19 protein-coding genes and 1 tRNA gene are annotated in these 26,665 nt (G+C 69.4%); 16 read left to right on the top strand and 4 right to left on the bottom strand.

What is annotated here, in order from left to right; translation table 11 throughout:
- Positions 1–286 precede the first annotated feature (286 nt).
- From gltB to pyk, 4 genes are all read left to right on the top strand, one after another.
- Positions 287–4,801 carry a glutamate synthase large subunit gene (gene gltB, locus ACFO60_RS19120; RefSeq protein WP_380841821.1) on the top strand — a complete coding sequence of 1,505 codons (4,515 nt, stop codon included), beginning with the start codon at positions 287–289 and terminating at the stop codon, positions 4,799–4,801.
- Positions 4,802–4,815: 14 nt separating this feature from the next.
- A complete protein-coding gene (locus ACFO60_RS19125) occupies positions 4,816–6,300 on the top strand; it encodes a glutamate synthase subunit beta (protein WP_380841822.1) in 1,485 nt (494 codons plus the stop codon).
- 211 nt (positions 6,301–6,511) lie between these two features.
- Positions 6,512–8,287 carry a S8 family peptidase gene (locus ACFO60_RS19130; protein ID WP_380841823.1) on the top strand — a complete coding sequence of 592 codons (1,776 nt, stop codon included), beginning with the start codon at positions 6,512–6,514 and terminating at the stop codon, positions 8,285–8,287.
- A 303-nt stretch (positions 8,288–8,590) separates the two neighbouring features.
- Entirely contained in the window at positions 8,591–10,021 is a 1,431-nt protein-coding gene (pyk, locus tag ACFO60_RS19135) for a pyruvate kinase (RefSeq protein WP_380841824.1), read from the top strand.
- Between the two features lie 129 nt (positions 10,022–10,150).
- Here pyk and ACFO60_RS19140 read toward each other — a convergent pair.
- Positions 10,151–10,223 (bottom strand) — tRNA-Leu (locus tag ACFO60_RS19140).
- 50 nt (positions 10,224–10,273) lie between these two features.
- Between ACFO60_RS19140 and ACFO60_RS19145 the strand changes: the two genes are divergently transcribed.
- The 6 genes from ACFO60_RS19145 to ACFO60_RS19170 all read left to right on the top strand — a co-directional run bounded on the left by ACFO60_RS19145 (position 10,274) and on the right by ACFO60_RS19170 (position 16,072).
- Positions 10,274–10,864 (top strand): ANTAR domain-containing response regulator, encoded by a 591-nt coding sequence (locus ACFO60_RS19145; RefSeq protein WP_354846057.1) that lies wholly within the window; start codon positions 10,274–10,276, stop codon positions 10,862–10,864.
- A 350-nt stretch (positions 10,865–11,214) separates the two neighbouring features.
- The gene (locus ACFO60_RS19150; RefSeq protein ID WP_380841992.1) at positions 11,215–12,363 is read left to right on the top strand and encodes a branched-chain amino acid ABC transporter substrate-binding protein; all 1,149 of its coding nucleotides are present in this window, start codon (positions 11,215–11,217) and stop codon (positions 12,361–12,363) included.
- A 107-nt stretch (positions 12,364–12,470) separates the two neighbouring features.
- Positions 12,471–13,439 carry a branched-chain amino acid ABC transporter permease gene (locus ACFO60_RS19155; protein WP_380841825.1) on the top strand — a complete coding sequence of 323 codons (969 nt, stop codon included), beginning with the start codon at positions 12,471–12,473 and terminating at the stop codon, positions 13,437–13,439.
- The gene (locus tag ACFO60_RS19160) at positions 13,436–14,587 is read left to right on the top strand and encodes a branched-chain amino acid ABC transporter permease (protein WP_380841826.1); all 1,152 of its coding nucleotides are present in this window, start codon (positions 13,436–13,438) and stop codon (positions 14,585–14,587) included. The genes ACFO60_RS19155 and ACFO60_RS19160 overlap by 4 nt, the downstream gene beginning before the upstream one ends.
- Positions 14,584–15,366, top strand: a complete 783-nt coding sequence (locus tag ACFO60_RS19165) for an ABC transporter ATP-binding protein (RefSeq protein ID WP_380841827.1) — start codon at positions 14,584–14,586, stop codon at positions 15,364–15,366. The genes ACFO60_RS19160 and ACFO60_RS19165 overlap by 4 nt, the downstream gene beginning before the upstream one ends.
- Complete coding sequence (locus tag ACFO60_RS19170; protein ID WP_380841829.1) at positions 15,356–16,072, top strand: ABC transporter ATP-binding protein; 717 nt, start codon at positions 15,356–15,358, stop codon at positions 16,070–16,072. The genes ACFO60_RS19165 and ACFO60_RS19170 overlap by 11 nt, the downstream gene beginning before the upstream one ends.
- Before the next feature lie 82 nt (positions 16,073–16,154).
- On the opposite strand, the gene ACFO60_RS19175 is transcribed toward ACFO60_RS19170, so the two are convergent.
- Positions 16,155–16,712 carry a DUF4352 domain-containing protein gene (locus ACFO60_RS19175; protein WP_380841830.1) on the bottom strand — a complete coding sequence of 186 codons (558 nt, stop codon included), beginning with the start codon at positions 16,710–16,712 and terminating at the stop codon, positions 16,155–16,157.
- 188 nt (positions 16,713–16,900) lie between these two features.
- On the opposite strand from ACFO60_RS19175, the gene ACFO60_RS19180 reads away from it, so the two are divergent.
- Genes ACFO60_RS19180 through ACFO60_RS19190 form a run of 3 tightly spaced genes read left to right on the top strand, consistent with a single transcriptional unit; the run spans position 16,901 to position 19,390 of the window.
- The gene (locus tag ACFO60_RS19180) at positions 16,901–17,737 is read left to right on the top strand and encodes an ABC transporter substrate-binding protein (RefSeq protein WP_380841832.1); all 837 of its coding nucleotides are present in this window, start codon (positions 16,901–16,903) and stop codon (positions 17,735–17,737) included.
- Between the two features lie 4 nt (positions 17,738–17,741).
- The gene (locus ACFO60_RS19185; RefSeq protein ID WP_380841834.1) at positions 17,742–18,593 is read left to right on the top strand and encodes an amino acid ABC transporter permease; all 852 of its coding nucleotides are present in this window, start codon (positions 17,742–17,744) and stop codon (positions 18,591–18,593) included.
- 5 nt (positions 18,594–18,598) lie between these two features.
- Positions 18,599–19,390 carry an amino acid ABC transporter ATP-binding protein gene (locus tag ACFO60_RS19190; protein WP_380841836.1) on the top strand — a complete coding sequence of 264 codons (792 nt, stop codon included), beginning with the start codon at positions 18,599–18,601 and terminating at the stop codon, positions 19,388–19,390.
- Between the two features lie 293 nt (positions 19,391–19,683).
- Here the strand turns inward: ACFO60_RS19190 and ACFO60_RS19195 are convergent, their stop codons facing one another.
- Positions 19,684–20,103 carry a PaaI family thioesterase gene (locus ACFO60_RS19195; RefSeq protein WP_380841994.1) on the bottom strand — a complete coding sequence of 140 codons (420 nt, stop codon included), beginning with the start codon at positions 20,101–20,103 and terminating at the stop codon, positions 19,684–19,686.
- Positions 20,104–20,174: 71 nt separating this feature from the next.
- On the opposite strand from ACFO60_RS19195, the gene polA reads away from it, so the two are divergent.
- The gene (polA, locus tag ACFO60_RS19200; RefSeq protein WP_380841838.1) at positions 20,175–22,877 is read left to right on the top strand and encodes a DNA polymerase I; all 2,703 of its coding nucleotides are present in this window, start codon (positions 20,175–20,177) and stop codon (positions 22,875–22,877) included.
- A gap of 56 nt (positions 22,878–22,933) precedes the next feature.
- Here polA and ACFO60_RS19205 read toward each other — a convergent pair whose 3' ends face one another.
- Complete coding sequence (locus ACFO60_RS19205) at positions 22,934–23,731, bottom strand: DUF2127 domain-containing protein (RefSeq protein ID WP_380841839.1); 798 nt, start codon at positions 23,729–23,731, stop codon at positions 22,934–22,936.
- A 105-nt stretch (positions 23,732–23,836) separates the two neighbouring features.
- Here ACFO60_RS19205 and ACFO60_RS19210 point away from each other — a divergent pair, with 105 nt between their 5' ends.
- Positions 23,837–24,919, top strand: coding sequence for a polysaccharide deacetylase family protein (locus ACFO60_RS19210; RefSeq protein ID WP_380841841.1), 1,083 nt, complete (start codon positions 23,837–23,839; stop codon positions 24,917–24,919).
- Between the two features lie 221 nt (positions 24,920–25,140).
- Complete coding sequence (rpsA, locus tag ACFO60_RS19215; protein ID WP_380841843.1) at positions 25,141–26,619, top strand: 30S ribosomal protein S1; 1,479 nt, start codon at positions 25,141–25,143, stop codon at positions 26,617–26,619.
- Positions 26,620–26,665: the final 46 nt, after the last annotated feature.

The raw sequence follows: 26,665 nt of genomic DNA on the forward strand, positions 1-26,665 counted from the left end.
CGGTCACGCCCGATCCTGGCCTGACGGGTTAGAGAACTCTTACCGGCGTTCTCACCAGGAATAACACCCGATATACGGCCGTTACCTCACTGCGGCCTGGGACGTACGACATCGGGCACATCGAAGTGCCCTCATATGGTGAATGTTCGCGATTCCCACCTGCTGGGCAGTATTCCGGCAGGGTGCGGTAGTCTCTACACACCTAACAGCAGCAGGGCCAACGTCGTCCCTCTTGCCTGCAATCGCCAATCCAGACGAAGCAGACGAAGACGACGGGAGGGATTCAATGCCTGCTGCCCGCCTCGGGTTCCCCGAGCCCCAGGGCCTATATCACCCCTCGCAGGAGCACGACGCCTGTGGTGTGGCGATGGTCGCCGACGTCGCCGGGCGCCGGAGCCACGACATCGTCGCCAAGGCCCTGACGGCACTCTGCAACCTGGACCACCGAGGGGCCAAGGGTAGCGAACCGGACACCGGCGACGGCGCCGGCATTCTCACCCAGATGCCGGACGCGTTCCTCCGCGACGCGGTGGACTTCCCCCTTCCCCCGGCCGGCTCCTACGCCGCCGGCGTGGCGTTTCTGCCGATGGACGAGCAGGCCCGCGCGACCGGCGTGCGGATGATCGAGGAGATCGCCGCCGAAGAGGGCCTGACCGTCCTCGGGTGGCGTGAGGTGCCGATCGACACCGCCCACGCCGGCCCGAGCGCCCGCGCCGTCATGCCGGCGTTCTGGCAGCTGTTCGTGTCCTCGCCGAACGGCGAGACCGGCGTCGAGCTCGACCGCCTGGCCTTCTGCCTGCGCAAGCGGGCCGAGCACGAGGTGGACGTCTACTTCCCCTCGCTGTCCTCGCGCACCATCGTCTACAAGGGCATGCTGACCACCCCGCAGCTGGAGCCCTTCTTCCCCGACCTCTCCGACGAGAGGTTCGTGAGCGCGATCGCCCTGGTCCACTCGCGGTTCTCGACCAACACGTTCCCGTCGTGGCCGCTGGCGCACCCCTACCGGTACGTCGCGCACAACGGTGAGATCAACACCGTCAAGGGCAACCGCAACTGGATGCGGGCCCGCGAGGCGATGCTGGCGACCGACCTGATCCCCGGCGACCTCGCGCGGCTGTTCCCCATCTGCGACCCCGACGGCTCCGACACGGCCTCCTTCGACGAGTGCCTCGAGCTGCTCCACCTGGGCGGCAGGAGCCTGCCGCACGCCGTGCTGATGATGATCCCGGAGGCGTGGGAGAACCACACCGAGATGGATCCCGCGCGGCGCGCCTTCTACGAGTACCACTCCACCTCGATGGAGGCCTGGGACGGCCCCGCGTCGATCACCTTCAGCGACGGCACGCTGGTCGGCGCGGTCCTCGACCGCAACGGCCTGCGCCCGGGCCGGTTCTGGGTGACCGATGACGGCCTGGTGATGCTGGCCTCCGAGGCCGGCGTGCTGGACATCGAGCCTTCCAGGGTCGTCCGCAAGGGGCGCCTCCAGCCGGGCAAGATGTTCCTGGTCGACACCTCGCGCGGCATGATCATCGAAGATGACGAGATCAAGGCCGAGCTGGCCGCCGCGCACCCGTACGGCGACTGGCTGCACGCCGGGCTCATCCGCTTCGAGGAGCTGCCCGAGCGCCAGCGCCCGCTCGTCACCCACGAGGCGCTGGTCAAGCGCCAGCAGACCTTCGGGTACACCGAAGAGGAGCTGCGCGTCATCCTGGCCCCGATGGCCAAGGCGGGCGCCGAGCCGATCGGCTCGATGGGCACCGACAGCCCCGTCGCCGTGCTCAGTGACAAGCCCAGGCTGCTGTTCGACTACTTCAGCCAGCTGTTCGCCCAGGTCACCAACCCGCCGCTGGACGCGATCCGCGAAGAGCTGGTCACCTCGCTGCAGACCACCATCGGCCCCGAGGGCAACCTGCTCGCGCCCGACCCGGCGTCCTGCCGCCGGCTCGTCCTGCCCTACCCGGTGATCGACAACGACGAGCTAGCCAAGATCATCCACATCAACGACGAGGGCGCGCTCCCGGGCTTCCAGCCGCACATCGTCTCCGGCCTGTTCGAGGTCGCGGGCGGCGGCGAGGCACTGCTGCACCGCCTGGAGGAGATCTGCGCCGAGGTCTCGCAGGCCATCGCGGACGGCGCGCGCATCATCGTGCTGTCCGACCGCGGGTCCGACGGCCGCCTGGCGCCGATCCCGTCGCTGATGCTCACCGGCGCGGTGCACCACCACCTGATCCACGAGAAGTCGCGCACCCGCGTCGGCCTGGTCATCGAGACCGGCGAGGCCCGCGAGTGCCACCACATGGCGCTGCTCATCGGCTACGGCGCCTCGGCCGTCAACCCCTACCTGGCGATCGAGACCATCGAGGACCTGGTCGCCTCCGGGGGGCTGGACCTCGACCCGCGCGCCGCGGTGCGCAACCTGATCAAGGCGTACGGCAAGGGCGTCCTGAAGGTCATGTCCAAGATGGGCGTGTCCACGGTGGCCTCCTACACCGGCGCCCAGATCTTCGAGGCGCTCGGGCTGAGCCAGCAGGTCGTCGACGCCTGCTTCACGGGCACCACCTCCCGGCTGGGCGGCGTCGGCTTCGACGTGCTCGCCAAGGAGTCCGCCCTGCGCCACCAGCGCGCCTACCCGCGCGCCGAGAACGCCCACCGCCGCCTGGAGGTGGGCGGGGAGTACCAGTGGCGCCGCGAGGGCGAGCCGCACCTGTTCAACCCCGAGACGGTCTTCCGGCTCCAGCACGCCACCCGCACCCGCCGGTACGAGATCTTCAAGCAGTACACCGAGCTGGTCGACGCCCAGGCCGAGAGGCTCATGACCCTGCGCGGCCTGTTCAAGCTGCGCGACGGCGTGCGCCCGCCCGTGCCGATCGAGGAGGTCGAGCCGGTCGAGAGCATCGTCAGGCGCTTCTCCACCGGCGCGATGTCCTACGGGTCGATCTCCAAGGAGGCCCACGAGACCATCGCGATCGCGATGAACCGGCTGGGCGCCAAGTCCAACACCGGCGAGGGCGGCGAGGACCCTGACCGGCTGTACGACGCGACGCGCCGAAGCGCCATCAAGCAGGTGGCCTCCGGCCGCTTCGGCGTGACCAGCGAATACCTGGTCAACGCCGACGACCTGCAGATCAAGATGGCCCAGGGCGCCAAGCCCGGCGAGGGCGGCCAGCTGCCCGGCCACAAGGTGTACCCGTGGATCGCCAAGACCCGGCACTCCACGCCCGGCGTCGGGCTGATCTCGCCGCCGCCGCACCACGACATCTACTCCATCGAGGACCTGGCCCAGCTCATCCACGACCTCAAGAACAGCAACCCGCAGGCGCGCGTCCACGTGAAGCTCGTCGCGGAGGTCGGGGTCGGCACGGTGGCGGCCGGGGTCAGCAAGGCGCACGCCGACGTGGTGCTCATCTCGGGCCACGACGGAGGCACCGGCGCCTCGCCGCTCACCTCGATCAAGCACGCCGGCGCTCCCTGGGAGCTCGGCCTGGCCGAGACCCAGCAGACGCTGCTGCTCAACGGTCTTCGCGACCGCATCGTCGTGCAGGCGGACGGCCAGCTCAAGACCGGTCGTGACGTGGTGGTCGCCGCGCTGCTCGGCGCCGAGGAGTTCGGGTTCGCCACCGCGCCGCTGGTGGTCTCCGGCTGCGTCATGATGCGCGTCTGCCACCTGGACACCTGCCCGGTCGGCGTCGCCACGCAGAACCCCGAGCTGCGCAAGCGGTTCGCCGGCAAGCCCGAGTTCGTCGTCAACTTCTTCGAGTTCGTCGCCGAGGAGGTCCGCGAGTACCTCGCCGAGCTCGGCTTCCGCTCGATCGACGAGGCCGTCGGCCACGCCGAGATGCTGGACACCACGGCCGCCGAGGACCACTGGAAGGCCGCGGGGCTCGACCTGTCGCCGATCCTGCACGTGCCCTCCCTGCCGGAGGGCACGCCGCTGCGGCGCGTGGTCGCCCAGGACCACGGGCTGGACAAGGCGCTGGACAACACGCTCATCCAGCTCGCCGAGGGCGCTCTGCAGTTCGGCGAGCGGGTGGCGCTGGAGCTGCCCATCCGCAACGTCAACCGCACGGTCGGCACCATGCTCGGCCACCAGGTGACCAAGCGGCACGGCGGCGCGGGGCTGCCCGACAACACGATCGACGTGAGCTTCACCGGCTCGGCGGGCAACTCCTTCGGCGCGTTCGTGCCCAGGGGCGTCACGCTGCGGCTCATCGGCGACGCCAACGACTACATCGCCAAGGGGCTGTCGGGCGGCCGGGTGACGGTGCGGCCGCACCCCGACGCCCCGTTCAGCGCCGAGACGCAGGTCATCGCCGGCAACGTCGGACTGTACGGCGCGACCTCGGGAGAGGTCTTCATCAGCGGCGTCGTCGGCGAGCGGTTCTGCGTGCGCAACTCCGGCGCCACGGCCGTGGTGGAGGGCGTGGGCGACCACGGTTGCGAGTACATGACCGGCGGCCGCGTGGTCGTGCTCGGCCCGACCGGGCGCAACTTCGCGGCGGGCATGTCGGGCGGCATCGCCTACGTGCTCGACCTGGAGCAGGCGCGGGTCAACCGCGAGATGGTCGCCATCGAGGAGCTCACCGAGGAGGACTCGGAGTTCCTGCGCGACATCGTCGAACGCCATCTCGCCGAGACGGGCTCGACGGTCGCCAAGAAGCTGCTGGACGACTGGGACGGCACGCTCACCCGCTTCGGCAAGATCATGCCGGTCGACTACAAGCGGGTCCTGCGGGCGCAGGCGGACGCGCGCGCCGAGGGCAGGGACATCGACCAGGCGGTCATGGCCGCCGTACAGGGTTAAGGGAGGTTTCACCGATGGCCGACCCCAAGGGGTTTCTGACGCACGCACGTGAGCTGCCGGCGCGCCGCCCGGTCGACGTTCGCATCCGCGACTGGCGCGAGGTCTACGAGGACTTCCCCAAGCCCGCGCTCACCAGGCAGGCCGCCCGCTGCATGGACTGCGGCATCCCGTTCTGCCACAACGGCTGCCCGCTCGGCAACCTCATCCCCGAGTGGAACGACCTGGTCTACCGCGACGACTGGCGCGAGGCGATCGAGCGGCTGCACGCGACCAACAACTTCCCCGAGTTCACCGGCCGCCTCTGCCCGGCTCCGTGCGAGTCGGCCTGCGTCCTCGGCATCAACGCCGATCCCGTGGCGATCAAGCGGGTCGAGGTCGAGATCGTCGACCGGGCCTTCGACGAGGGCTGGGTGACCGCGCAGCCCCCGGCGGCCAAGACCGGCAAGCGGGTCGCGGTCGTCGGGTCGGGCCCCGCCGGGCTCGCCGCCGCCCAGCAGCTCACCCGCGCCGGTCACGACGTGGTGGTCTTCGAACGCGCCGACCGCGTCGGCGGCCTGCTGCGGTACGGCATCCCCGAGTTCAAGATGGAGAAGCGGCACATCGACCGCCGCCTGGCGCAGATGCGCGCCGAGGGCACCGAGTTCCGCGCCGGCGTCAACGTCGGCGTGGACATCACGGTCGAGCGGCTGCGTGAGGAGTACGACGCCGTCGTGCTGGCCGGCGGCGCCACCGCCTGGCGCGACCTGCCGGTGGCCGGCCGCGAGCACGCGGGCATCTACCAGGCCATGGAGTACCTGCCGCTGTCCAACAAGGTGCAGGAGGGCGACTTCCCGGCCTCTCCGGTGTCGGCCGAGGGCAAGCACGTCGTGGTGATCGGCGGCGGCGACACCGGCGCCGACTGCATCGGCACGGCCGTGCGCCAGGGCGCGCTGTCGGTCACCCAGCTGGAGATCATGCCGAGGCCGTCGGCGGCCCGGCCCGACTCCCAGCCGTGGCCGACGTACCCGATGCTGTTCAAGATGGAGAGCGCCCACGAGGAGCTGGAGGCCGGGGACGGCGCGCGGGTGTACGCCGTCTCGACCACCGAGTTCGTCGCGGACGAGCAGGGCCGGGTGAAGGCCCTGCGGCTGGTGGACGTGGAGGGCCCGGCGGGCGGGTTCAAGCCCATCCCCGGCACCGAGCGGGAGATCCCGGCCGAACTGGTCACGCTGGCGATGGGTTTCGTCGGCCCTGAGAAGGGCGCCCTGCTCACCGACCTGGCCGCCTTGTCCGCCGACCCGGACTCGTTCTTCGACGCCCGGGGCAACGTCGCACGCGACAAGTCGTACATGTCGGGTGTGGAGGGCGTCTTCGTCGCCGGCGACATGGGCCGGGGGCAGTCGCTCATCGTGTGGGCGATCGCGGAGGGCCGCTCGGCGGCCGCCGCGGCCGACCGCCACCTGACCGGCCAGACGGCACTGCCCGTCGCGATCCCGCCGACGGCACGGCCGCTGGTGTGACGGCCTGAAGGACGGCCTGGAAGGACGGCGTCTCCCTCGTGGGGCGCCGTCCTTTTTGTGTCGATCGGGTTATCCCATATGAGATTTATAGCTATATATGTATGTAACGGGTCGAATGTCGGAGTATAAGTTCGCAACTTGCTTTGGTGCTCGATCCCCTGAAGGATGCTGCCTCGTTGCACGACAGGCAACAGGCATGAGGGGAAGGTCAATGGTGCGGGGGTACAAACGCCTGGCAGGCGCCGCCGTCTCGCTCGCGGTGGCGGGCACGCTCGCCGCGGCTTCGCTCGTGACGGGCGCGGGCCCCGTGGGCGCCGAGTCCCCGGCCGCGGGCAAAGGCGAGTACCTCGTCTTCTACGGCGCGGGCGGGCAGGCCGAGGCGCTGCGCGCGATCAGCGCGGGCGGCGGCGCCGCCGCCGCGGTCGACGCGAAACTCGGCTACATCGTCGCCGAGGGCCCGGGCACGGCGTTCGCCGAGGCGCTCGGCGCGAGCCCGGCCGTCGTCGGCGTGACCGGCAACCGCCGCATCGGCGCGGCCACCGCCCTGGCCGCCGGCGCGGGCCCGGCGACGGAGCCGGTGTCGCTCCCGGTGTCCTCCTCGCAGGACGCGGCAGCCTCCCGCCAGGACGAGGCAGCCTCCCGTCAGGACGCGGGCGCCGCCTCCGAGGCCGCGTCCGTCCGACGCGTCCCGTCCAGGGGCTCCGCCGCCCGGCGCGGCGAGCCGCTTTCCGGCCGCCAGTGGGACATGAGGATGATCGGCGCCACGCCCAGCGGCTCCTACGCCAAGAGCCGCGGCAGCAAGAGGGTCCTGGTCGGCATCATCGACACCGGCGTGGACGGCAGGCACCCCGACATCGCCGCGAACTTCAACCGGTCGCTCAGCCGCAACTTCGTGACCGACCACCCCAAGGACCCGAACGGCAGATCCCTCGACGGGCCGTGCGAGTACAAGCGCTGCAAGGACCCCGTCGACGTCGACGACGACGGGCACGGCACCCACGTCGCCAGCACCATCGGCTCGCCGATCAACGGCATCGGCATCGCGGGCGTCGCGCCCGGCGTGTCGCTGGTCAACATCCGCGCCGGCACGGACGCCGGGTTCTTCTTCCTCAAGCCGGTGCTCGACGCGCTCACCTACGCCGGCGACGCGGGCGTCGACGTGGTCAACATGAGCTTCTTCGTCGACCCCTGGACGTTCAACTGCGCGAGGAACCCGGCCGACTCCAGGGCCGACCAGCTCCAGCAGGCCGGCATCATCACCGGCGTGCAGCGCGCGCTCGACTACGCCCGCGCCCGCGGCGTCACGCTCATCAGCGCCCTCGGCAACGGCTCCACCGACCTCGGCGACCCCACCGTCGACAAAGAGAGCCCCGGCTACCCGCTCGGCAAGCAGCGCCAGCGCACGATCGACAACTCCTGCCTGAACGTCCCCGCCGAGTCGCGCGGGGTCATCTCCGTCTCCGCCGTCGGGCCCAGCAAGCGCAAGGCCTGGTACTCCGACTACGGCACCGAGCAGACCGACCTGTCGGCCCCCGGCGGCGACCCCTCCGACACCGGCAGCTCGCTCAAGGGCACCGCCAGGGAGATCCTCGCCGCCGCCCCGACGCGCGTGCTGCGCAAGCAGAAGCTGATCGACGCCGCCGGCAAGCCCACCTCCTCCTCGGTGGTGCGCGAATGCCACCACGGCAGCTGCTCGTACTACCAGTACCTCTCCGGCACCTCCATGGCCTCACCGCACGCCGCCGGCGTCGCGGCGATCCTCGTCAGCCGCTTCGGCAAGCCGGGCAAGGGCGGCCTGACCCTGGCCCCGTCCAGGGTCGAGCGGCTCCTGTACGCCACGGCGATCCCGGTGAGCTGCCCGGCGTCCGGCTCGACCACCTATTCGGTGAGCGAGGAGACCCACACCTGCTCGGGCTCGGCCGCGATGAACGGCTTCTACGGGCACGGCCTGGTCAGCGCCTACCGCGCGGCCACCACGAAGGGCTGAGCGCGTCTCTCACGGCCCCGCGGGGCGCCCCCGTGAGGCGGGGGACGAACCGTCCGCGGGGCCGTCCGTGCGCATACCGCTCCCGCGCACGCCGTACGGCAACTATCCTTGCCAAGGCACGGGAACACGAACACAGGCCTCGCGCGCGCTTTCGCGCCGGTCGCGGCCCTCGCCCGGAGAACCGGGCCCACCTGCGGCCACCTGCGATGCGCACCCGATGGAAAGGCCCTTGTCACCTGGATTTCTCCGGGCGCTGAGAGCTTCGTCATCATCAAGTGGTCTGTACCAATTAGGGTAGGACTTGTGAGTCGTCGAGCGAAGATTGTCTGCACACTGGGGCCCGCCACATCCTCTCCTGAGCGGCTGCGCGAGCTGATCGCCGCCGGGATGAACGTCGCGCGGTTCAACCTCAGCCACGGGAGCCACGAGCTCCACAAGGAGATCCACGGCCGGGTGAGAGAGGCGGCCGCCGAGCTTGGCAAGGCCGTCGGCGTCCTCGCCGACCTGCAGGGGCCGAAGATCCGTGTAGGCCGTTTCGCCGAGGGCCCCGTGCGGCTCGGCTTCGGCGACGTCTTCACGATCACCACCGAGGACGTCCCCGGCGACCGCGCCATCGTCTCCACCACCTACGAGGGCCTGCCGGGCGACGTCCAGCCGGGCGACAAGATCCTCGTCGACGACGGCCGCCTGGTCCTGGAGGCCACGGAGGTCGACGGCCCCCGCGTGGTGACCAAGGTGCTCGTCGGCGGCATGATCTCCGACAACAAGGGCCTCAACCTGCCCGGCGTCGCCGTGTCCGCCCCCGCCCTCACCGACAAGGACGAGGAAGACCTGCGCTGGGCGCTGCGCACCGGCTTCGACATGATCGCGCTGTCGTTCGTGCGCAGCCCGGACGACGCGCAGATCGTCCGCACGATCATGGACGAGGAGGGCGTCCACCTGCCGCTCCTCGCCAAGATCGAGAAGCCTCAGGCGGTCGACTGCCTCGAAGAGATCGTCGACGCCTTCGACGGCATCATGGTCGCCCGCGGCGACCTCGGCGTCGAGCTTCCGCTCGAGCAGGTGCCGATCGTGCAGCGCCGCGCCATCGCCCTGGCCCGCGAGAAGGCCCACCCGGTCATCGTGGCCACCCAGATGCTCGACTCCATGATGAGCGCCCCCCGGCCCACCCGAGCCGAGGCCTCCGACGTCGCCTACGCCGTCATGGACGGAGCCGACGCCGTCATGCTGTCGGGCGAGACCTCGGTCGGCAGCTATCCCATCGAGTCGGTCGCCACCATGGCCCGCATCGCCTCGGCCGCCGAGGCCGAGTCGCTGGAGGCCACCCACACCTTCGACCGGCTTCCCGAGACCACCGGCGGCGCCATCGCCCGCGCGGCGGCCGAGGTCGGGGCCATCGTCGGCGCCAAGGCCCTGTGCGCCTTCACCATGTCGGGGGAGACCGCGCGGCGGCTGGCCCGCTATCGCTCCCCGATCCCGCTGCTGGCGTTCACCTCGGCGCCGGAGGTGCGCGGGCAGCTGGCCCTCACCTGGGGCGTCGAGACCTTCGAGGTGCCGTTCGTGCACCACACCGACGACATGGTGCGCCAGGTCGAGTCGGCCCTGCTGTCCCTGGGCCGCTACGAGAAGGGCGACAAGGTCGTCATCGTCGCCGGCTCGCCTCCCGGCAACCACGGCTCGACCAACGCTCTGCGCGTCCACACGATCGGGTCGGCGGTCTCCAGCTCGAGCTGACCTTCGGCCGCAGATGGCCGGCGGGCGCCTTCGCGCCTGCCGGCGGTACGCCGGCGCCGCGAGACGGCGCGGTGAGACGGCGCATAGGAAAACCGCGCGGCCATCGGCCGCGCGGTTTTCGCATGTGAGTGCCCCGAGTGGGATTCGAACCCACACTGTATGGATTTTGAGGCCATCGACTCTGCCGTTGGTCTATCGGGGCGCCGTGGTGCTCGTGCCCCTAATCTAGCGGACGTCGGTACTCTCTTGGTCGTGAGTACGCAGCGGCGAGTGGTGATCGCGGAAGACGAGGCGCTGATCCGCCTCGATTTGAAGGAGATGCTGGAGGAAGAGGGCTATGCGGTCGTCGGTGAGGCCGGGGACGGCGAGACGGCGATCAAGCTGGCCTTGGAGCAGCGCCCCGATCTGGTGATCCTGGACGTCAAGATGCCGATTCTCGACGGCATCTCGGCCGCCGAGCGCATCGTGTCCGAACGGGTGGCGCCGTGCCTGATCCTGACGGCGTTCTCCCAGCGCGACCTGGTCGAGCGGGCGCGGGACGCCGGGGCGATGGCCTATCTGGTCAAGCCGTTCACCAAGTCCGACCTGGTGCCGGCGATCGAGATGGCCGTGAGCAGGCACGAAGAGATCGCGGCGCTCGAGCGAGAGGTGACGACCCTCGGTGAGCGCCTTGAGACGCGCAAGCTCGTCGAGCGGGCCAAGGGCCTGCTGATGGCCGAGCACGGCTGGACCGAGCCGCAGGCCTTCCGATGGATCCAGAAGGCGTCGATGGACCGGCGGCTGAGCATGCGCCAGGTCGCCCAGGCGGTCGTGAGCGAGGCCAAGCCTCCAGAAGAGTCCTGAACATGACGGCTCGCTTGACGCGGCGCCCGCCCGGTCTGTCAGATCGGGCCGCCCTGTCGGCGATCCGCCGCCCGTGGACACACCTAGTTGATCTTCGGTGACTCCGCCACCCACGATGTGACCTTTACTTTTCGTGCGGATCGCCGAAGAGGACCGGTGTGATAACGAAGCGGTAACGTGATGGGTCTCTGTATCGACCTGTGACTTGAGCTGGGTGTAATTCCGTCAACGACCCCTGGCCAGTCTGCCAGGGTGGTTCTGTGGACCCGATCCCGCGCGCGGGGTCAGGCGAAAGGAAGGCAACCTTGCGGCCCAAGATTGCTCGCCTCGGGGGCGTGCTCGCCGTCGGTGTGGCACTTACCGTTGGTCTCGCCGCTTGTGGCGGCGGTGACACGGGCTCGACTACCGGTGGCGGCGAATCCGCCGCAGCCACCACGCTGAAGATCGGCTTCATGGGTGACCTGTCGGGTGAGAACTCCGGCATCGTCATCCCGCCGAGCAACGGCGCCCAGCTGGCCGTGGACGAGTACAACGCGACCAACCCCAAGGTCAAGCTTGAGATGATCAAGTACGACAGCCGCGCCGACGCGACGACGGCCGTCTCCTTGGCTCAGAAGGCGATCAAGGACGACAAGATCGTCGGATTGGTCGGGCCGGCTTTCTCCGGCGAGTCCAAGCAGGCCGTGCCGCTGCTGGAGGAGGCGAAGATCCCGAACGTCTCCGCCTCGGCCACCAACGTCGACCTCGCCAAGAACGGCTGGAAGTACTGGCACCGCGTCGTCCCGAACGACGGCGTGCAGGGCCCGGCCATCGCCGACTTCATCGTCGGGGCCGCCGCGGCCAAGAATGTCTTCGTGGTCGACGACAAGTCCGAGTACGGCAAGGGCATCGGCGACGCCGTCCGGGCGCAGCTGAAGACCAAGGGCGCCACGGTCACCGACGACGCGCTCGACCCGGCCGCCACCGACTACTCCTCGACGGTGAACAAGGCCGCGAGCGCCAAGCCGGACGCCATCTTCTTCGGCGGCTACTACGCCGGGGCCGGCAAGCTGCTCAAGCAGCTCCGGGACAAGGGCGTGGACGCGAAGTTCTTCTCCGGTGACGGCTCGCTGGACAAGGGCATCATCGAGAGCGCCGGCGCCAAGCAGGCCGAGGGCGCGCTCATCGGCTGCCCCTGCCGCATCCCGACCGCGGCCGAGACCGACGAGAAGGTCAAGAAGTTCGCCACGGACTACAAGGCGAAGTTCGGCGCCGACCCGCTGATCTACGCGACCGAGGGCTACGACGCCATGACGGCGTTCACCAAGGCCCTCGCCGGCGGTGCCACCACCCCCGACGCGATCAACGAGGCGATCGGCAAGTCCGACTTCGACGGGATCTCCAAGCACATCTCGTTCGACCCCACCGGTGAGCCCTCCGCGAAGTCGATCTATATGTACCAGGTCAAGGAAGGCCAGATCGGCCTGCTCGGCGACACGACGACGGCCAAGCTCGGCTGACGGACGTCACGTCAACGGCAAGTCAGTGAGGGGCGGGAAACGCAACGGCGCTCCCGCCCCTGTCCGTGTCCGACCTCGCGTGAAGGCTTCCTTGAAAGCGATACCCCGTGTTCGATAACCTCCTCGGCTCCTTCTGGCCGTACACGATCGACGGCCTCATCCTGGGCGCGATCTACGGCCTCGTCGCCCTCGGCTACACGATGGTGTACGGCGTGCTGCGCCTCATCAACTTCGCGCACTCCGAGATCTTCATGATCGGCACCATGGCGTCGGCGTTCGTGGTGATGGCGCTCGGCATCACCACGCCTCTCACCGGGTTCGCCCTGGTCGGCGGCCTGCTACTGATGGTGCTCGTGGGAGGCTTCGCCTCCGCGGGCTCGGCCATGCTGCTCGAACGCATCGCCTACCGCCCGCTGCGCAAACGCGGCGCCTCGCGCCTGGCCGCGCTCATCTCGGCCATCGGCGCCTCGCTCTTCCTCCAGGAGCTGTTCGCCCTGGTGCTCATCCCGCACGTGTTCAACCGTCCGCAGCAGGGCCGCAACCAGATGGGTGTGGCCCGCATCATGGAGAAGGACACCCTCTTCACGATCGGCGGCGCGCAGATCCGGGCCGACCAGGTCCTGATCTTCGTTGCGGCGATCGGCATGATGGTCCTGCTGGACCTGCTGGTGAACCGCACCAAGATCGGCCGCGGCATCCGCGCCACCTCCCAGGACCCCGAGACCGCGGTGCTGATGGGCGTGGACATCGACAAGATCGTGCGGATGACGTTCCTGATCGGTGGCCTGATGGCCGGCGTCGCCGGCGCCCTGTTCATCCTGCAGTTCGAGGTCACCAAGTTCTCCATCGGCTTCCTCCTCGGCATCAAGGCCTTCACGGCCGCGGTGCTCGGGGGCATCGGCAACCTACGTGGAGCGTTGGTCGGCGGCCTGTTCCTCGGTCTGATCGAGAACTACGGCGCCGCCGTCTTCGGCTCGGGATGGAAGGATGTCATCGCGTTCACGGTTCTCGTCCTGGTCCTGATGTTCCGGCCCACCGGCATCCTCGGTGAATCACTCCAGCAGGCGCGCGCATGAGCACGAACACGACGATCAGCAACGGCAGGAACGCCTTCTCGTCGTTCATCGACGGCGTCCGCGACCGGTGGGCGAGCGCCCCGAGCTGGCAGCGCTGGACGCTCTACGTCCTGCTGTTCATCGCGGCGCTGCTGCTGCCCTCCGAGTCCCTCGGCCCGATCATGTCGCCGTACAGCGACTGGGCCAGCGTCCTGTTCTTCCCCATCGGCACGTACGTGGTCCTCGCGATCGGCCTCAACGTGGTCGTCGGGCAGGCCGGCCTGCTCGACCTCGGGTACGTCGCGTTCTTCGCCATCGGCGGCTACTCGATGGCCCTGCTCGGCACCCGCATGGGGCTGAACTTCTGGGAGATCCTCGTCGTCGGCGTGATCCTGTCGGCGGTCTCGGGGGTGGTCCTCGGCGGCCCGACGCTGCGCCTGCGCGGTGACTACCTGGCCATCGTCACCCTCGGCTTCGGAGAGATCGTCCGCCAGACGGCCGAGAACACCGACGCCATCGGCGGCCCGCGCGGCATCGCCGGCATCCCGCACCCGCCGAGCATCGACGGCGTCTCGATCTTCGGGGTGGACATCTTGCACTACGGCCTGCTCGACCCGCGGCCGTACTACTACCTGCTGGTGGTGGTGGCCACCGCGATCATCATCTTCGTGAAGCGGTGGGAGAAGAGCCGGGTGGGCCGCGCCTGGGCCGCCATCCGCGAGGACGAGGACGCCGCCGAGGTCATGGGCGTGCCGACCTTCAAGTTCAAGCTGCTGGCGTTCGCGATCGGCGCGTCGATCGGCGGCGCCATGGGCGTCGTCTGGGCGTCCAAGACGATCTCGATCAACCCGAACGACTTCCTGTTCATGTTGTCCGCGACCATCCTCGCGGCGGTCGTGATGGGCGGCTCCGGCAACATCCCTGGAGTCATCCTGGGCGCGTTCCTCGTCGCCTGGCTGCCCGAGCGGTTCCGCGGGCTGTCCGAATACCGCATCATGGTGTTCGGCGCCGTGCTGGTCGCGTTGATGATCTTCCGTCCCGAGGGCCTGCTGCCCTCACGGCGCCGCAGAGCGGAGCTGGCCGAGGGAACGGGCGGCATGGGCGCCATGGGCGCGGAGGTCCCCGCGCCGGATGCCCACACCGCAGCAGCCGAAGGGGCAGCGAAATGAGCGATCCGCGTCCGCTTCTGCAGCTGCAGAAGGTCAAGATGCAGTTCGGCGGCGTCACCGCGCTGCGCGAGGTCGAGCTGACGATCAACGAGGGCGAGATCTTCGCCCTCATCGGGCCGAACGGCGCCGGCAAGACGACGGTGTTCAACGTCGTCACCGGCGTCTACCGCCCGACGTCCGGCCAGGTGGTGTTCGACGGCGACCGCATCGACGGCATGAAGCGGTTCAAGGTCACCAAGCGCGGCGTCGCCCGCACGTTCCAGAACATCCGGCTGTTCCACAACATGTCCGCGCTGGAGAACGTCATGGTGGGCGCCGACGCCCACCACCGCGCCGGCATGTTCAGCGCGGCCCTCGGCCTGCCGTGGCACCGCCATGAGGAGCGTGACGGCAAGGCCCTGGCCCTCGAGCTGCTGGAGTTCGTGGGCATCGGCAACCGCGCCGAGGAGACGGCCAAGAACCTCCCCTACGGCGACCAGCGGCGGCTGGAGATCGCGCGGGCGCTCGCCACCAAGCCCAAGCTCCTGCTCCTGGACGAGCCCGCGGCGGGCATGAACCCGGCCGAGAAGGAATCCCTGCAGGGCCTGATCCGCCGGATCCGCGACGCCGGGCGCACGGTGCTGCTGATCGAGCACGACATGGCCCTGGTCATGGGCATCAGCGACCGCATCGCGGTGCTGGACTTCGGGCAGAAGATCGCCGACGGTCTCCCCGCCGAGGTGCAGAACGACCCGCGGGTCATCGAGGCGTACTTGGGGGCTCCCGCAGATGCTTCTTGAAGTCAAGGACATGCACGTCCACTACGGCAAGATCGAGGCGATCAAGGGCATCTCGCTCGAGGTGGCCGAGGGGGAGATCGTCACGCTCATCGGCGCGAACGGCGCGGGCAAGACGACGACCCTGAAGACCATCTCGGGCCTGCGGCCCCTGTCGTCGGGCTCGGTGACCTTCGACGGCAAGGACATCAGCAAGCTCCCCGGGCACAAGCGGGTGCTGGCGGGCATCGGGCAGTCTCCGGAGGGCCGCGGCGTCTTCCCGGGCATGACGGTCACCGAGAACCTCCTGATGGGCGCCTACACCCGCAGCGGTGACCTGACCAAGGACCTGGACGAGGTCTTCGAGCTGTTCCCCCGGCTGGCCGAGCGCAAGAACCAGGCGGGCGGCACGATGTCCGGCGGCGAGCAGCAGATGGTCGCCATCGGCCGCGCGCTGATGAGCAAGCCGAAGGTGCTGCTGCTCGACGAGCCGTCGATGGGCCTGGCGCCGATGCTGGTCGCCCAGATCTTCTCGATCATCAAGGAGATCAACAACCGGGGCACCACCGTGCTGCTGGTCGAGCAGAACGCCCAGCAGGCGCTCCAGCTCGCCCACCGGGCGTACGTCCTCGAGACCGGGCGGGTGGTGAAGTCGGCCGCCGCGTCCGAGCTGCTCGACGACCCGCAGGTGCGCGAGGCCTACCTCGGCGGCGAGCTCGGCGCCCACTGACGGGCCCTGCGCGAGCAGCCGCCGCGCCGTCCCGCGCGCGGCCCGGCCGGACGTCTCCGGCCGGGCCGTCGCACGGCCCGGCTCAGCGAATCGTCACCTCGACGCCCTTGGACCTGCCGATGACGCCGAGCGGCGGCTCGCCGAAGAACCGCATCTTGGTGATCTTCACGTCCTTGGGCACGTCGAACCACAGGTCGAACTCCATGCGCACGAAGCTGCCGACCGCCAGCTCGAAGGGCTGGCGCTTGGTGGTCTGGGCGGCGAGGTCGATGGTGAACGACCGCCCGTCGGAGGCGATCGCGAGCTGCTGGCGGGCGTCGAACGCCTGGTTGCTCCGGTCGATGCTCTCGATGAGGACGCGGACCCGGACGTACTGTCCCTTGGCGGGCCACTCGGCGTGACTGCCCACCAGGCTGGGCATGCCGTCGCGGAACCCCAGGACGCGGAAGCGCATCAGGCCGTCCGTCACGACGGGGGCCTTGATCACCGTCTCGTCCGGCCGCGCGGTCTCCGCGGGGATGACGTACGTCGCAGAGGGCTTCGGCGTTGGCTTGCCGGGATCGCCGGAAGCGCCGGAGCAGCCGGACAGGGACATGGAGGCGATGAGCGTGAAGCCCACCGGGAGGAGAGGCGCCCGCACGATCGAACACTAACCTTCCGATGATCCCGGAGCGCCAGGCGCGGTGATGTGTTGTGCGATCGTTTCTTTCCGGTAATACCCCTGGTGACCAGGTGCGGGACCATGGCCAGGGTTACGGTAACTTAACTTAACTCCGACATACAGCTAAAGAGGAGGACGTTGTGGTCTTTTGGTCCAAGCGTCGCCGTATGACATCAATCGGGGCGCTCGCCGTGGGCGCCGCGTGCCTTCTCTCCGCCTGCGGCGGCGGATCGGACACCGGTGCCACCGCCTCCAACGCGCCCGCCGGCAGCGCCCCGGCGGCCGCGGAGATCAAGCTGATCAACCCCGGCAAGCTGACGACGTGCACCAACCTGCCCTATGAGCCGTTCCAGTTCAAAGAGGGCAACAAGGTGGTCGGCTTCGACGTCGACATCGTCGACCTGGCGGCCAAGAAGCTCGGCGTGACGCAGGACATCGTGGACATCGACTTCGCGGTGATCAAGAGCGGCGCCGCCATGGCCGCCGGCAAGTGCGACGTGGCCGCGGCCGGCATGACGATCACCGACGAGCGCAAGAAGAACATCCTGTTCTCCGACCCCTACTTCGACGCCACGCAGGCCCTGCTGGCCAAGAAGGGCACCGGCGCCAAGTCCCTGGACGACGTCAAGGCCAAGGGCCTCAAGCTCGGCGCCCAGGCCTCGACGACCGGCCTCGACTACGTCAAGGGCAAGGGCTTCGACCCCACCGAGTTCGCCGACTCGCCGAAGGAACTGCTCGGCCTGCAGTCCGGCCAGGCCGACGTGATCGTCCAGGACCTGCCCGTCGTGCTCACCTGGCTGAAGAAGCCCGAGATCGCCGACAAGTTCGAGCTGATCGCGAGCCTCGACACCGGCGAGCAGTACGGCGTCGGCATGAAGAAGGGCAACGACGCCCTGGCCAAGGTGATCAACGAGGAGATCGCCAAGGCCAAGTCCGACGGCACCTACGAGCAGATCTTCGTCAAGTGGTTCGGCAAGAAGCCTGGCGAGCTCGGAGCCTCCTGAGCCCATGACCGACCAGTCCATGACGGCCGAGCCGGCCGGACCCGCCGGGCAGACGCCCGGCGGGTCCCGGCTCAGCCCCCGGAAGAAGCAGCGGATCAGCCGCGGCGTCCAGTACGTCGTCCTGGTCCTCGCGGTCGTCGCGGTCGCGTTCCTGACCAACTGGAACGGGCTCGCCGAGAACTTCGCCAAGATGGACGTGGCGCGGCAGGCGTTCCCCGACCTGTTCACGGTCGCGCTCGTCAACACCATCATCTACACGGTCGGCGGCTTCGTCTTCGGCTCCCTCGGCGGCCTCCTGCTGGCCCTGATGCGGCTGAGCTCGGTGCGGCCGTACCGCTGGATCGCCGTGACCTACATCGAGATCTTCCGCGGCCTGCCGGCGCTGCTGATCTTCCTGCTGATCCTCTTCCTGCCCCTGGCGCTGCCCGGGTTCGAGGTGCCGGGCGGCACGTACGGGCAGGGCATCCTCGGCCTGACGATCGTCAGCTCGGCGTACATGGCCGAGACGCTGAGGGCCGGCCTGCAGGCCGTCCCCAAGGGGCAGGCGGAGGCCGCGCGCTCGCTGGGCATGTCGCACACCAGGGCGATGGTCTCGGTGGTCATCCCGCAGGCGATCCGCATCGTCATCCCGCCGACCACCAACCAGTTCGTGTCGCTGCTCAAGGACTCCTCTCTGGTGCTGTTCCTCGGAGTGAGCGGCCAGTACGTCGAGCTGACCAAGTTCGGCAACGATCTGGCGTCGACGACGGGCAACGCCACGCCCATCATGGTGGTCGGACTGACGTACCTGCTGGTCACCATCCCTCTGGGATATCTGGCGGGACGCCTTGAGAAGCGTCAGGCGAAGGGACGGTGACGGCGATGGCGCACGTGGTCGAGATCAAGGACCTGCACAAGTCCTTCGGCGAGCTCGAGGTGCTCAAGGGCATCGACTTCACCGTCGACCAGGGTCATGTGGTCTGCATCATCGGCCCGTCAGGGTCGGGCAAGTCGACGCTGCTCAGATGCGTCAACCTGCTCGAGCAGCCCAGCAAGGGCACGGTCCGCGTCGGCGGCGTCGAGCTGACCGATCCCGACGTGGACATCGACGCGGCGCGGCGCAGGCTCGGCATGGTCTTCCAGTCGTTCAACCTGTTCCCCCACATGACGGTCCTGCAGAACGTCATGATCGCGCAGCGGCGGGTGCTCAAGCGCGGCAAGGGCGACGCCGAGCGCATCGCGCGCGAGAACCTGGAGAAGGTCGGCGTCGCCGACAAGTGCGACGCCTTCCCGCCCCAGCTGTCGGGCGGCCAGCAGCAGCGCGTGGCGATCGCGCGCGCGCTGGCCATGGACCCCGACCTCATGCTGTTCGACGAGCCGACCTCCGCGCTGGACCCCGAACTGGTGGGCGACGTGCTGTCGGTCATGCGCAAGCTCGCGCGCGACGGCATGACGATGCTGGTGGTCACGCACGAGATGAGCTTCGCGCGGGAGGTCGCCGACCGCGTGGTGTTCATGGACGGCGGGGTGGTCGTCGAGGAGGGGCCGCCCGCGCAGGTGATCGGCGCGCCGCGGCACGAGCGCACGCGCACGTTCCTCAAGCGGGTGCTCGACCCGACGCACGCGGGCGACGACGCGCCCGGCCCCGAGGACGCGCCGGAGCCCGCTCGCTGAGACCGCGCCGGCCGGGTGGAACCGCGCCGGCCGGGCGAGATCGCGGTGCCGCGAGACCTCGGCCCCCGCACGGCCGAGGCCGGCGGGGGCCGGCGTGTTCCCGGCCCCGGCCGGGCAGGCGCCGGCCCTGGACGGCAAGGAGCCCGCGGGTGGTCTTTGGGGCCATGTAGGGCTTCCCCGGCCGCACACGTTGTCTACTCGACCACCCACGGGCTCTGGCGTCACAACGCTAGCGACCTATGAGGCCCTCGTGCAAAGAGAGTGGCAAATCGCCCTCTGATACGGCCGGAATATCACCGGGCGTCACGGAGCATGCAGGTGAGCCGCGAGGTGCACACGCGGCGGCCCTCGTCGTCGGTGATCTCGATCTCGTAGGTGGCGACGGTGCGCCCGCCGTGGACGCGGGTGGCGACCCCGGTGACGTGACCGGAGGTGGCCGCCCGGTGGTGCGTGGCGTTGATCTCGACGCCGACGGCCTGGCGCCCGGGCCCGGCGTGCACGGCGGCGCCGGTGGAGCCGATGGTCTCGGCCAGAACGCAGGAGGCCCCGCCGTGGAGCAGGCCGTACGGCTGGGTGTTGCCCTCGACCGGCATGCGCGCGACCACGCGCTCGGCGCTGACCTCCACGAACTCGATGCCCATCGTGGTGATCAGAGAGCCCTTGTGGTCACCGTGGTACACCGCGTCGAGACGGGCCTGGTCGTCGGGGTTCATCATGGTCAAAAGGAGGCCTCCACTTGCACAGCCCTGGGTGTTCTGTCGTACATGGAGACTAGGCTGCGGGTGTGCCGAAGAAGGAACCGACCCCCTCCCGCCCCTGCCTGCTCCTGCTGGACGGGCACTCGCTCGCGTACCGCGCGTTCTACGCGCTGAAGGACGCGAATCTCATGACGACCGAGGGCCAGCACACCGAGGCGGTGTACGGCTTCACCTCGATGCTGATCAACGTCCTGCGCGATGAGAAGCCGAGCCACGTCGTCGTCTGCTTCGACCGGTCCGAGCCCACCTTCCGGCACGAGGCGTACGAGCAGTACAAGGCCAACAGGCAAGAGACCCCCGAAGACTTCCGCGGCCAGGTCAGCCTGATCTTCGAGGTGCTCGACGCGCTGCGCCTGCCCTATCTCTCGCTCGCCGGGTACGAGGCCGACGACCTCATCGCGACGCTCGCCCACCAGGCCGCCGAGCGCGACATGGACGTTCTGATCGTCACGGGCGACCGCGACGCCCTCCAGCTCGTGAACGACCGCATCACGCTGCTCATGACCCGCCGCGGCATCAGCGACATGACGCGCTTCGACCCCGCCGCCGTCGTCGAGAAGTACGGGCTGACCCCCGCGCAATACCCCGACTTCGCCGCGCTGCGCGGCGACCCGAGCGACAACCTGCCCAACATCCCCGGCGTGGGCGAGAAGACCGCCGCCAAGTGGGTCAAAGAGTTCGGCTCGCTGAACGCCCTGGTCGACCGGGTGGACGAGGTCAAGGGCAAGGTCGGCGACAAGCTCCGCGAGCACCTCGGGCAGGTCATCCACAACCGCCAGCTCACCGAGCTGCGCCGCGACGTGCCGCTGGACGCCGACGTGGCCGACCTCAAGATGGGCCAGTGGGATCGTGACGAGATCCACAAGCTGTTCGACACGCTCCAGTTCCGCGTGCTCCGCGACCGCCTCTACCAGAGCATCGGCGCCGCCGAGCCCGAGGCCGAGTCCGGCTTCGAGGTCGAGGTCGCCACGCCGGGCCCCGACGAGGTCGAGGCGTGGCTCGCCGCCATGCCCGAAGGGCGCGCGGGCCTCGCGGTCAAGGGCGCTCACGGCAGCGGCACCGGCACCATCGAGGGCCTGGCCATCGCCGTCCCCGCCGATGGGCAGGGGCGTCAGCGGGCCGCCTATCTCGACCTGACCGCGCTCACCCAGGCCGACGAGACGGCGCTCGCCCGATGGCTGGCCGACGAGTCGCGCCCGAAGGCCCTGCACGACGCCAAGGGCCCGCTGCTGGCCTTGTGGGCGCACGGTCTCGACCTGCGCGGCCTCACCTGTGACACCGCCCTGGCGGCCTATCTGGCGATGCCGGGGCAGCGCTCGTTCCCCCTCGACGATCTCGTGCTGCGCTACCTGCACCGCGAGCTGCGCGCCGAGGCCGACACCGGCGGCCAGGCGGCCCTGTTCGACGACCCCGCCGACAACGCCGGGGAAGAGCTCGCCGTCCGGGCGCAGGCCGTGCGCGACCTCGCCGACGCGCTCGAGGCCCACCTTGAGCCCCGGGGCGGCACCCGGCTCATGCGCGAGGTCGAGCTGCCGCTGGTGCGCGTGCTCGCCGAGCTCGAACGCGCCGGCATCGCCGCCGACCGCGACTACTTCACCGGGCTGGAGGCCGAGTTCGGCGCCGCGGTGAAGCAGGCCGTCGAAGAGGCCCACCGCGTCGTCGGCGAGCAGTTCAACCTGGGCTCGCCCAAGCAGCTCCAGGAGATCCTGTTCGTCAAGCTCGGGCTGCCCAAGACCAAGAAGATCAAGACGGGTTACACCACGGACGCCGACGCGCTGGCGACCCTGGCCACCCAGACCGACAACGAGCTGCCGACGATCCTGCTGCGTCACCGCGACCAGGCCAAGCTGCGCACCACCGTCGAGGGCCTGATCAAGGAGGTCGGCGACGACGGGCGCATCCACACCTACTACAACCAGATCATCGCGGCGACCGGGCGCCTGTCGTCCGAGAAGCCCAACCTGCAGAACATCCCGATCCGCACGGCCGAGGGCCGGCGCATCCGACAGGGCTTCGTCGTCGGCGAGGGGTACGAGAGCCTGCTGACGGCCGACTACAGCCAGATCGAGCTGCGCATCATGGCCCACCTCTCGCAGGACGAGGCGCTCATCGCCGCCTTCGAGTCCGGGCATGACTTCCACCAGGCGACCGCCGCCCGGGTGTTCGGCATCCCGCCGGAGCAGGTCGACGGCGAGCTGCGCGCCCGCATCAAGGCGATGAACTACGGCCTGGCCTACGGCCTGTCCGACTTCGGGCTCGCCGGCCAGCTCACCATCCCGGTCGCCGAGGCCCGCGCGCTGAAGGAAGAGTACTTCGAGGAGTTCGGCGGGGTCCGCGACTACCTCGGGGCGATCGTCGCCCAGGCCCGGCACGACGGCTACACCGAGACCATCCTCGGCCGCCGCCGCTACCTGCCCGACCTGACCAGCGACAACCGGCAGCGCCGCGAGATGGCCGAGCGCATGGCGCTCAACGCGCCCATCCAGGGGTCGGCCGCCGACATCATCAAGGTGGCCATGCTCAATGTGCAGCGCGCCCTGCACGACCAGGGCCTGCGCTCGCGCATGCTGCTGCAGGTCCACGACGAGCTCGTCTTCGAGGTGGCCCCGGGCGAGATGGAAGGGCTGCGCGAGCTGGTGGTCGGCCAGATGCGCGACGCCTACCACCTGCGCGTGCCGCTGGACGTCTCGGTCGGCGCCGGCCGCACCTGGCAGGACGCCGGCCACTGACGCCCCCGCCGCCCGTCCCGCGCCGGGCGGCGGCGACCGGGCGGCGGCGTCCTCTGTCAGTCGGCTGTGGTGTGGGCGTGGTGGCGGTGGCCTGGAAGCGACTCTTCGACGGCCGCGGCCTCGACCTCCAGCAGGCTCGTCTCGTGCCGCTCGGCCTCGTGCGCCGCCCGCCCGCCCCGCAGGCCGAACAGCCGCTTCGACAGCAGGATGTACAGCACGGCCGCCAGGTTGATCAGCAGGATGACGACCCTGAGCCAGGTGACCTTCTCCACGAGCTCGTAGATCTCGACCGGGACGAACAATGACGTCGCCACCACCGCGAAGTACTCGCCCCAGCGCTTGAGCAGCCACAGGCCGACGCCCTCGGTCAGCAGCAGCGCCCCGAAGACCAGCAGGCCGAGCATGACCCACGTCAGGGTGCGGGTCTCGGCGCTCAGCACGGTGCGCAGCGTGTGCACCACGCCGGACTCCTCCAGGTTCCAGCCGAGTTTGTCGGCCAGCGGCTGCAGCAGCGGCAGGTCCTCGTCGAAGGCCAGGCTGATGGCGTCCTGGTGGGCGCGGAACCTCCAGATGCCGAACGCCGCCCCGAGCACGAGCAGACCCTTGCCCCACCGCAGGACCGCGAGCATGCGCAAGATCGTGGCGTCGCGCAGGGCCTTGCCGCGCAGCACGATGGGCGCCTCATCGGCCGGGCCCGTGCCGTGCGGCGCGCCGAGGGTGAAGTCGCCGCACCGCAGGCAGCGCCACGCCTCCCCGAGGGCCGTGTCGGCCCGCAGGCGCCCGCGCAGCGCCTCCTCGGCCGGCGCGTAGGTCACATGGCCGTGGCGGCCGCAGGCGCGCAGACTCCAGTTCACGAGCAAATTTCAACACATGCCTGGCGTGCGCGCTGGATCGCCACGAGGTCGATTGGTCTGTCCTAGGGTGAATGCCGACCAGCCGTCCGATCCAGGAGAGCGTCTGTGCGGAGCACGCCCGGCCTGACCACCGTCATCGGCATCGTGAACGTCGGTGTCATGATCGTCGCTGTCGTGGCGCTGTTCGTCCTGCCGCTGGGCGGCGGCGCGCCGGACGACAGGCCCGACGCCGCCCCGTCGCCGGCGGCGTCCTCCACAGGGCCCACGCCGCCGCCCGCCGCGGCCGCGACCGCGGAGTCCGCCAAGCAGGTCCGGGCCAACGAGCTCGGCGCGATACCGGTGATCATGTACCACCGGATCCTGAAGAAGCGCCGGGCCTCGATCGACCGCACCCCGTCGCAGCTGCGCGACGAACTCGAGCGGCTGGCCTCGGCGGGCTACGTGCCGATCACGGCGGCGGAGTTCGCGGCTGGCCTCATCGACATCCCGGCGGGCGCCCACCCGGTCGTGCTGACCTTCGACGACGGCCACCCCTCGCACTTCGCCCTGGACTCCGCGGGGACGCCGAAGAAGGACACCGTGGTCCGCATCATCTACGACGTGGCCGCGAAGCACCCCGGCTTCCGGCCGGTGGCGACCTTCTGGGTCAACAAGAACCCTTTCGGCCTGACCGGCCGCGACCGTCAGGCGGCGGCCGTGCGCTGGCTGGTGGACCGCGGCTTCGAGGTGGCCAACCACACCTTCGGCCACCCTGACCTGCGTCGGCTGAGCAAGAAGAAGGTGACCGAGGCGATCGGCCGCGAAGAGCGGTCGCTGAAGGAGCTCGGCGCCCCCGCGTCGGCCACCTTCGCCTTGCCCTACGGCAGCAGGCCCAAGAAGCGCTCGGCGGCCCGCGCGGGCACCTGGAAGGGGATCTCCTTCCACTTCCAGGCCGTCTTTCTCGCCGGGGCGGAACCCGCGATTTCGCCCTACGCGAAGGCCTACGACCGGTATGACATCCCGCGAATCCAGTCAAACGGTAAAAAGGGGGAGTGTCGCAAATGGTGCTCCCAGTACTGGCTGGGATGGCTCGACAAGCACCCTGATAGGCGATACACCTCCGACGGAGACCCCACGCACGTCTCCGTGCCGCGTCGGCTCGAGGGTAAGATCCAGGCAAGGTTCGACAAGATGAAGATCGTTTACTGAGGGCTCGCGGGGTGGTGCGAGTGAGCGCCGGATTGACCACGCCCCCGTACTCTCATATGCTGATCGCTGCGCTGTGGGCTCGCGTGCGCCTCGGACGGAGCGGGCTCGCGCTCGGTCATGTCGACCAAGGGTCAACCGACCATCCTCGGCTTGAGCGATAAATAGGGCCTGCCGCGCGTCCGCCACATCGACATCTGTCCGCGTTCGGAGCAATTCCACACATGACGAGCAGCACTGAGGCCACCTCGAGCACCCCGCAGGTAGCGGTCAACGACATCGGTTCCGAGGAGGCCTTCCTCGCCGCGATCGACGAGACCATCAAGTACTTCAACGACGGCGACATCGTCGAAGGCACCGTCGTCAAGGTCGATCGAGACGAGGTCTTGCTCGACATCGGCTACAAGACCGAGGGTGTCATTCCCTCGCGCGAGCTCTCGATCAAGCACGATGTCGACCCGGCCGAGGTCGTCGAGGTCGGAGAGCACGTCGAAGCCCTGGTCCTCCAGAAGGAGGACAAGGAAGGCCGGCTGATCCTCTCCAAGAAGCGCGCACAGTACGAGCGCGCCTGGGGCACGATCGAGAAGATCAAGGACGAGGACGGCATCGTCACCGGCACGGTCATCGAGGTCGTCAAGGGCGGTCTGATCCTCGACATCGGCCTGCGCGGCTTCCTGCCGGCCTCCCTGGTGGAGATGCGGCGGGTCCGCGACCTGCAGCCGTACGTCGGCCGCGAGCTCGAGGCGAAGATCATAGAGCTGGACAAGAACCGCAACAACGTGGTCCTGTCCCGCCGCGCCTGGCTCGAGCAGACCCAGTCGGAGGTCCGCCAGACCTTCCTCAACACCCTGCAGAAGGGTCAGGTCCGCAAGGGCGTCGTCTCCTCGATCGTCAACTTCGGCGCATTCGTGGACCTCGGCGGCGTCGACGGCCTGGTGCACGTCTCCGAACTGTCCTGGAAGCACATCGACCACCCCTCCGAGGTGGTCGAGGTCGGCCAGGAGGTCACCGTCGAGGTCCTCGACGTGGACATGGAGCGCGAGCGCGTCTCCCTCTCGCTCAAGGCGACGCAGGAAGACCCCTGGCAGCAGTTCGCCCGCACCCACCAGATCGGGCAGGTCGTCCCCGGGCGCGTCACCAAGCTGGTGCCGTTCGGTGCGTTCGTCCGCGTCGAGGAGGGCATCGAGGGCCTGGTCCACATCTCCGAGCTGGCCGAGCGCCACGTCGAGATCCCCGAGCAGGTCGTCCAGGTCGGCGACGAGATCTTCGTGAAGATCATCGACATCGACCTCGACCGCCGTCGCATCTCGCTGTCGCTCAAGCAGGCGAACGAGGGTGCGATGGGCGCCGACGTCGAGTTCGACCCCACGCTGTACGGCATGGCGGCGACCTACGACGATCAGGGCAACTACATCTACCCCGACGGGTTCGACCCCGAGACGGGCGAGTGGCTCGAGGGCTTCGAGAAGCAGCGCGAAGAGTGGGAGCGGCAGTACGCCGAGGCCCAGACTCGCTTCGAGGCCCACAAGTCGCAGGTCGAGAAGGCCCGCGCCGAGGAGGCCGAGGCCGCTGGGCCGTCGTCCTACTCCGGCGAGACGCCTCCCTCGTCCTCCACCGGTGGCGCGGCTCCGGCCGCGGGCGCCCTGGCCTCCGACGAGGCCCTGGCCGCCCTTCGCGAGAAGCTGGCGGGTGGCCAGAGCTGACGCTCTGAGCTGAGAACCGTTAAGAAGGGGCCCCACTCCGGTGGGG

Source organism: Sphaerisporangium dianthi, from assembly GCF_042654065.1.
GTDB classification, from domain to species: Bacteria; Actinomycetota; Actinomycetes; order Streptosporangiales; family Streptosporangiaceae; genus Sphaerisporangium; species Sphaerisporangium dianthi.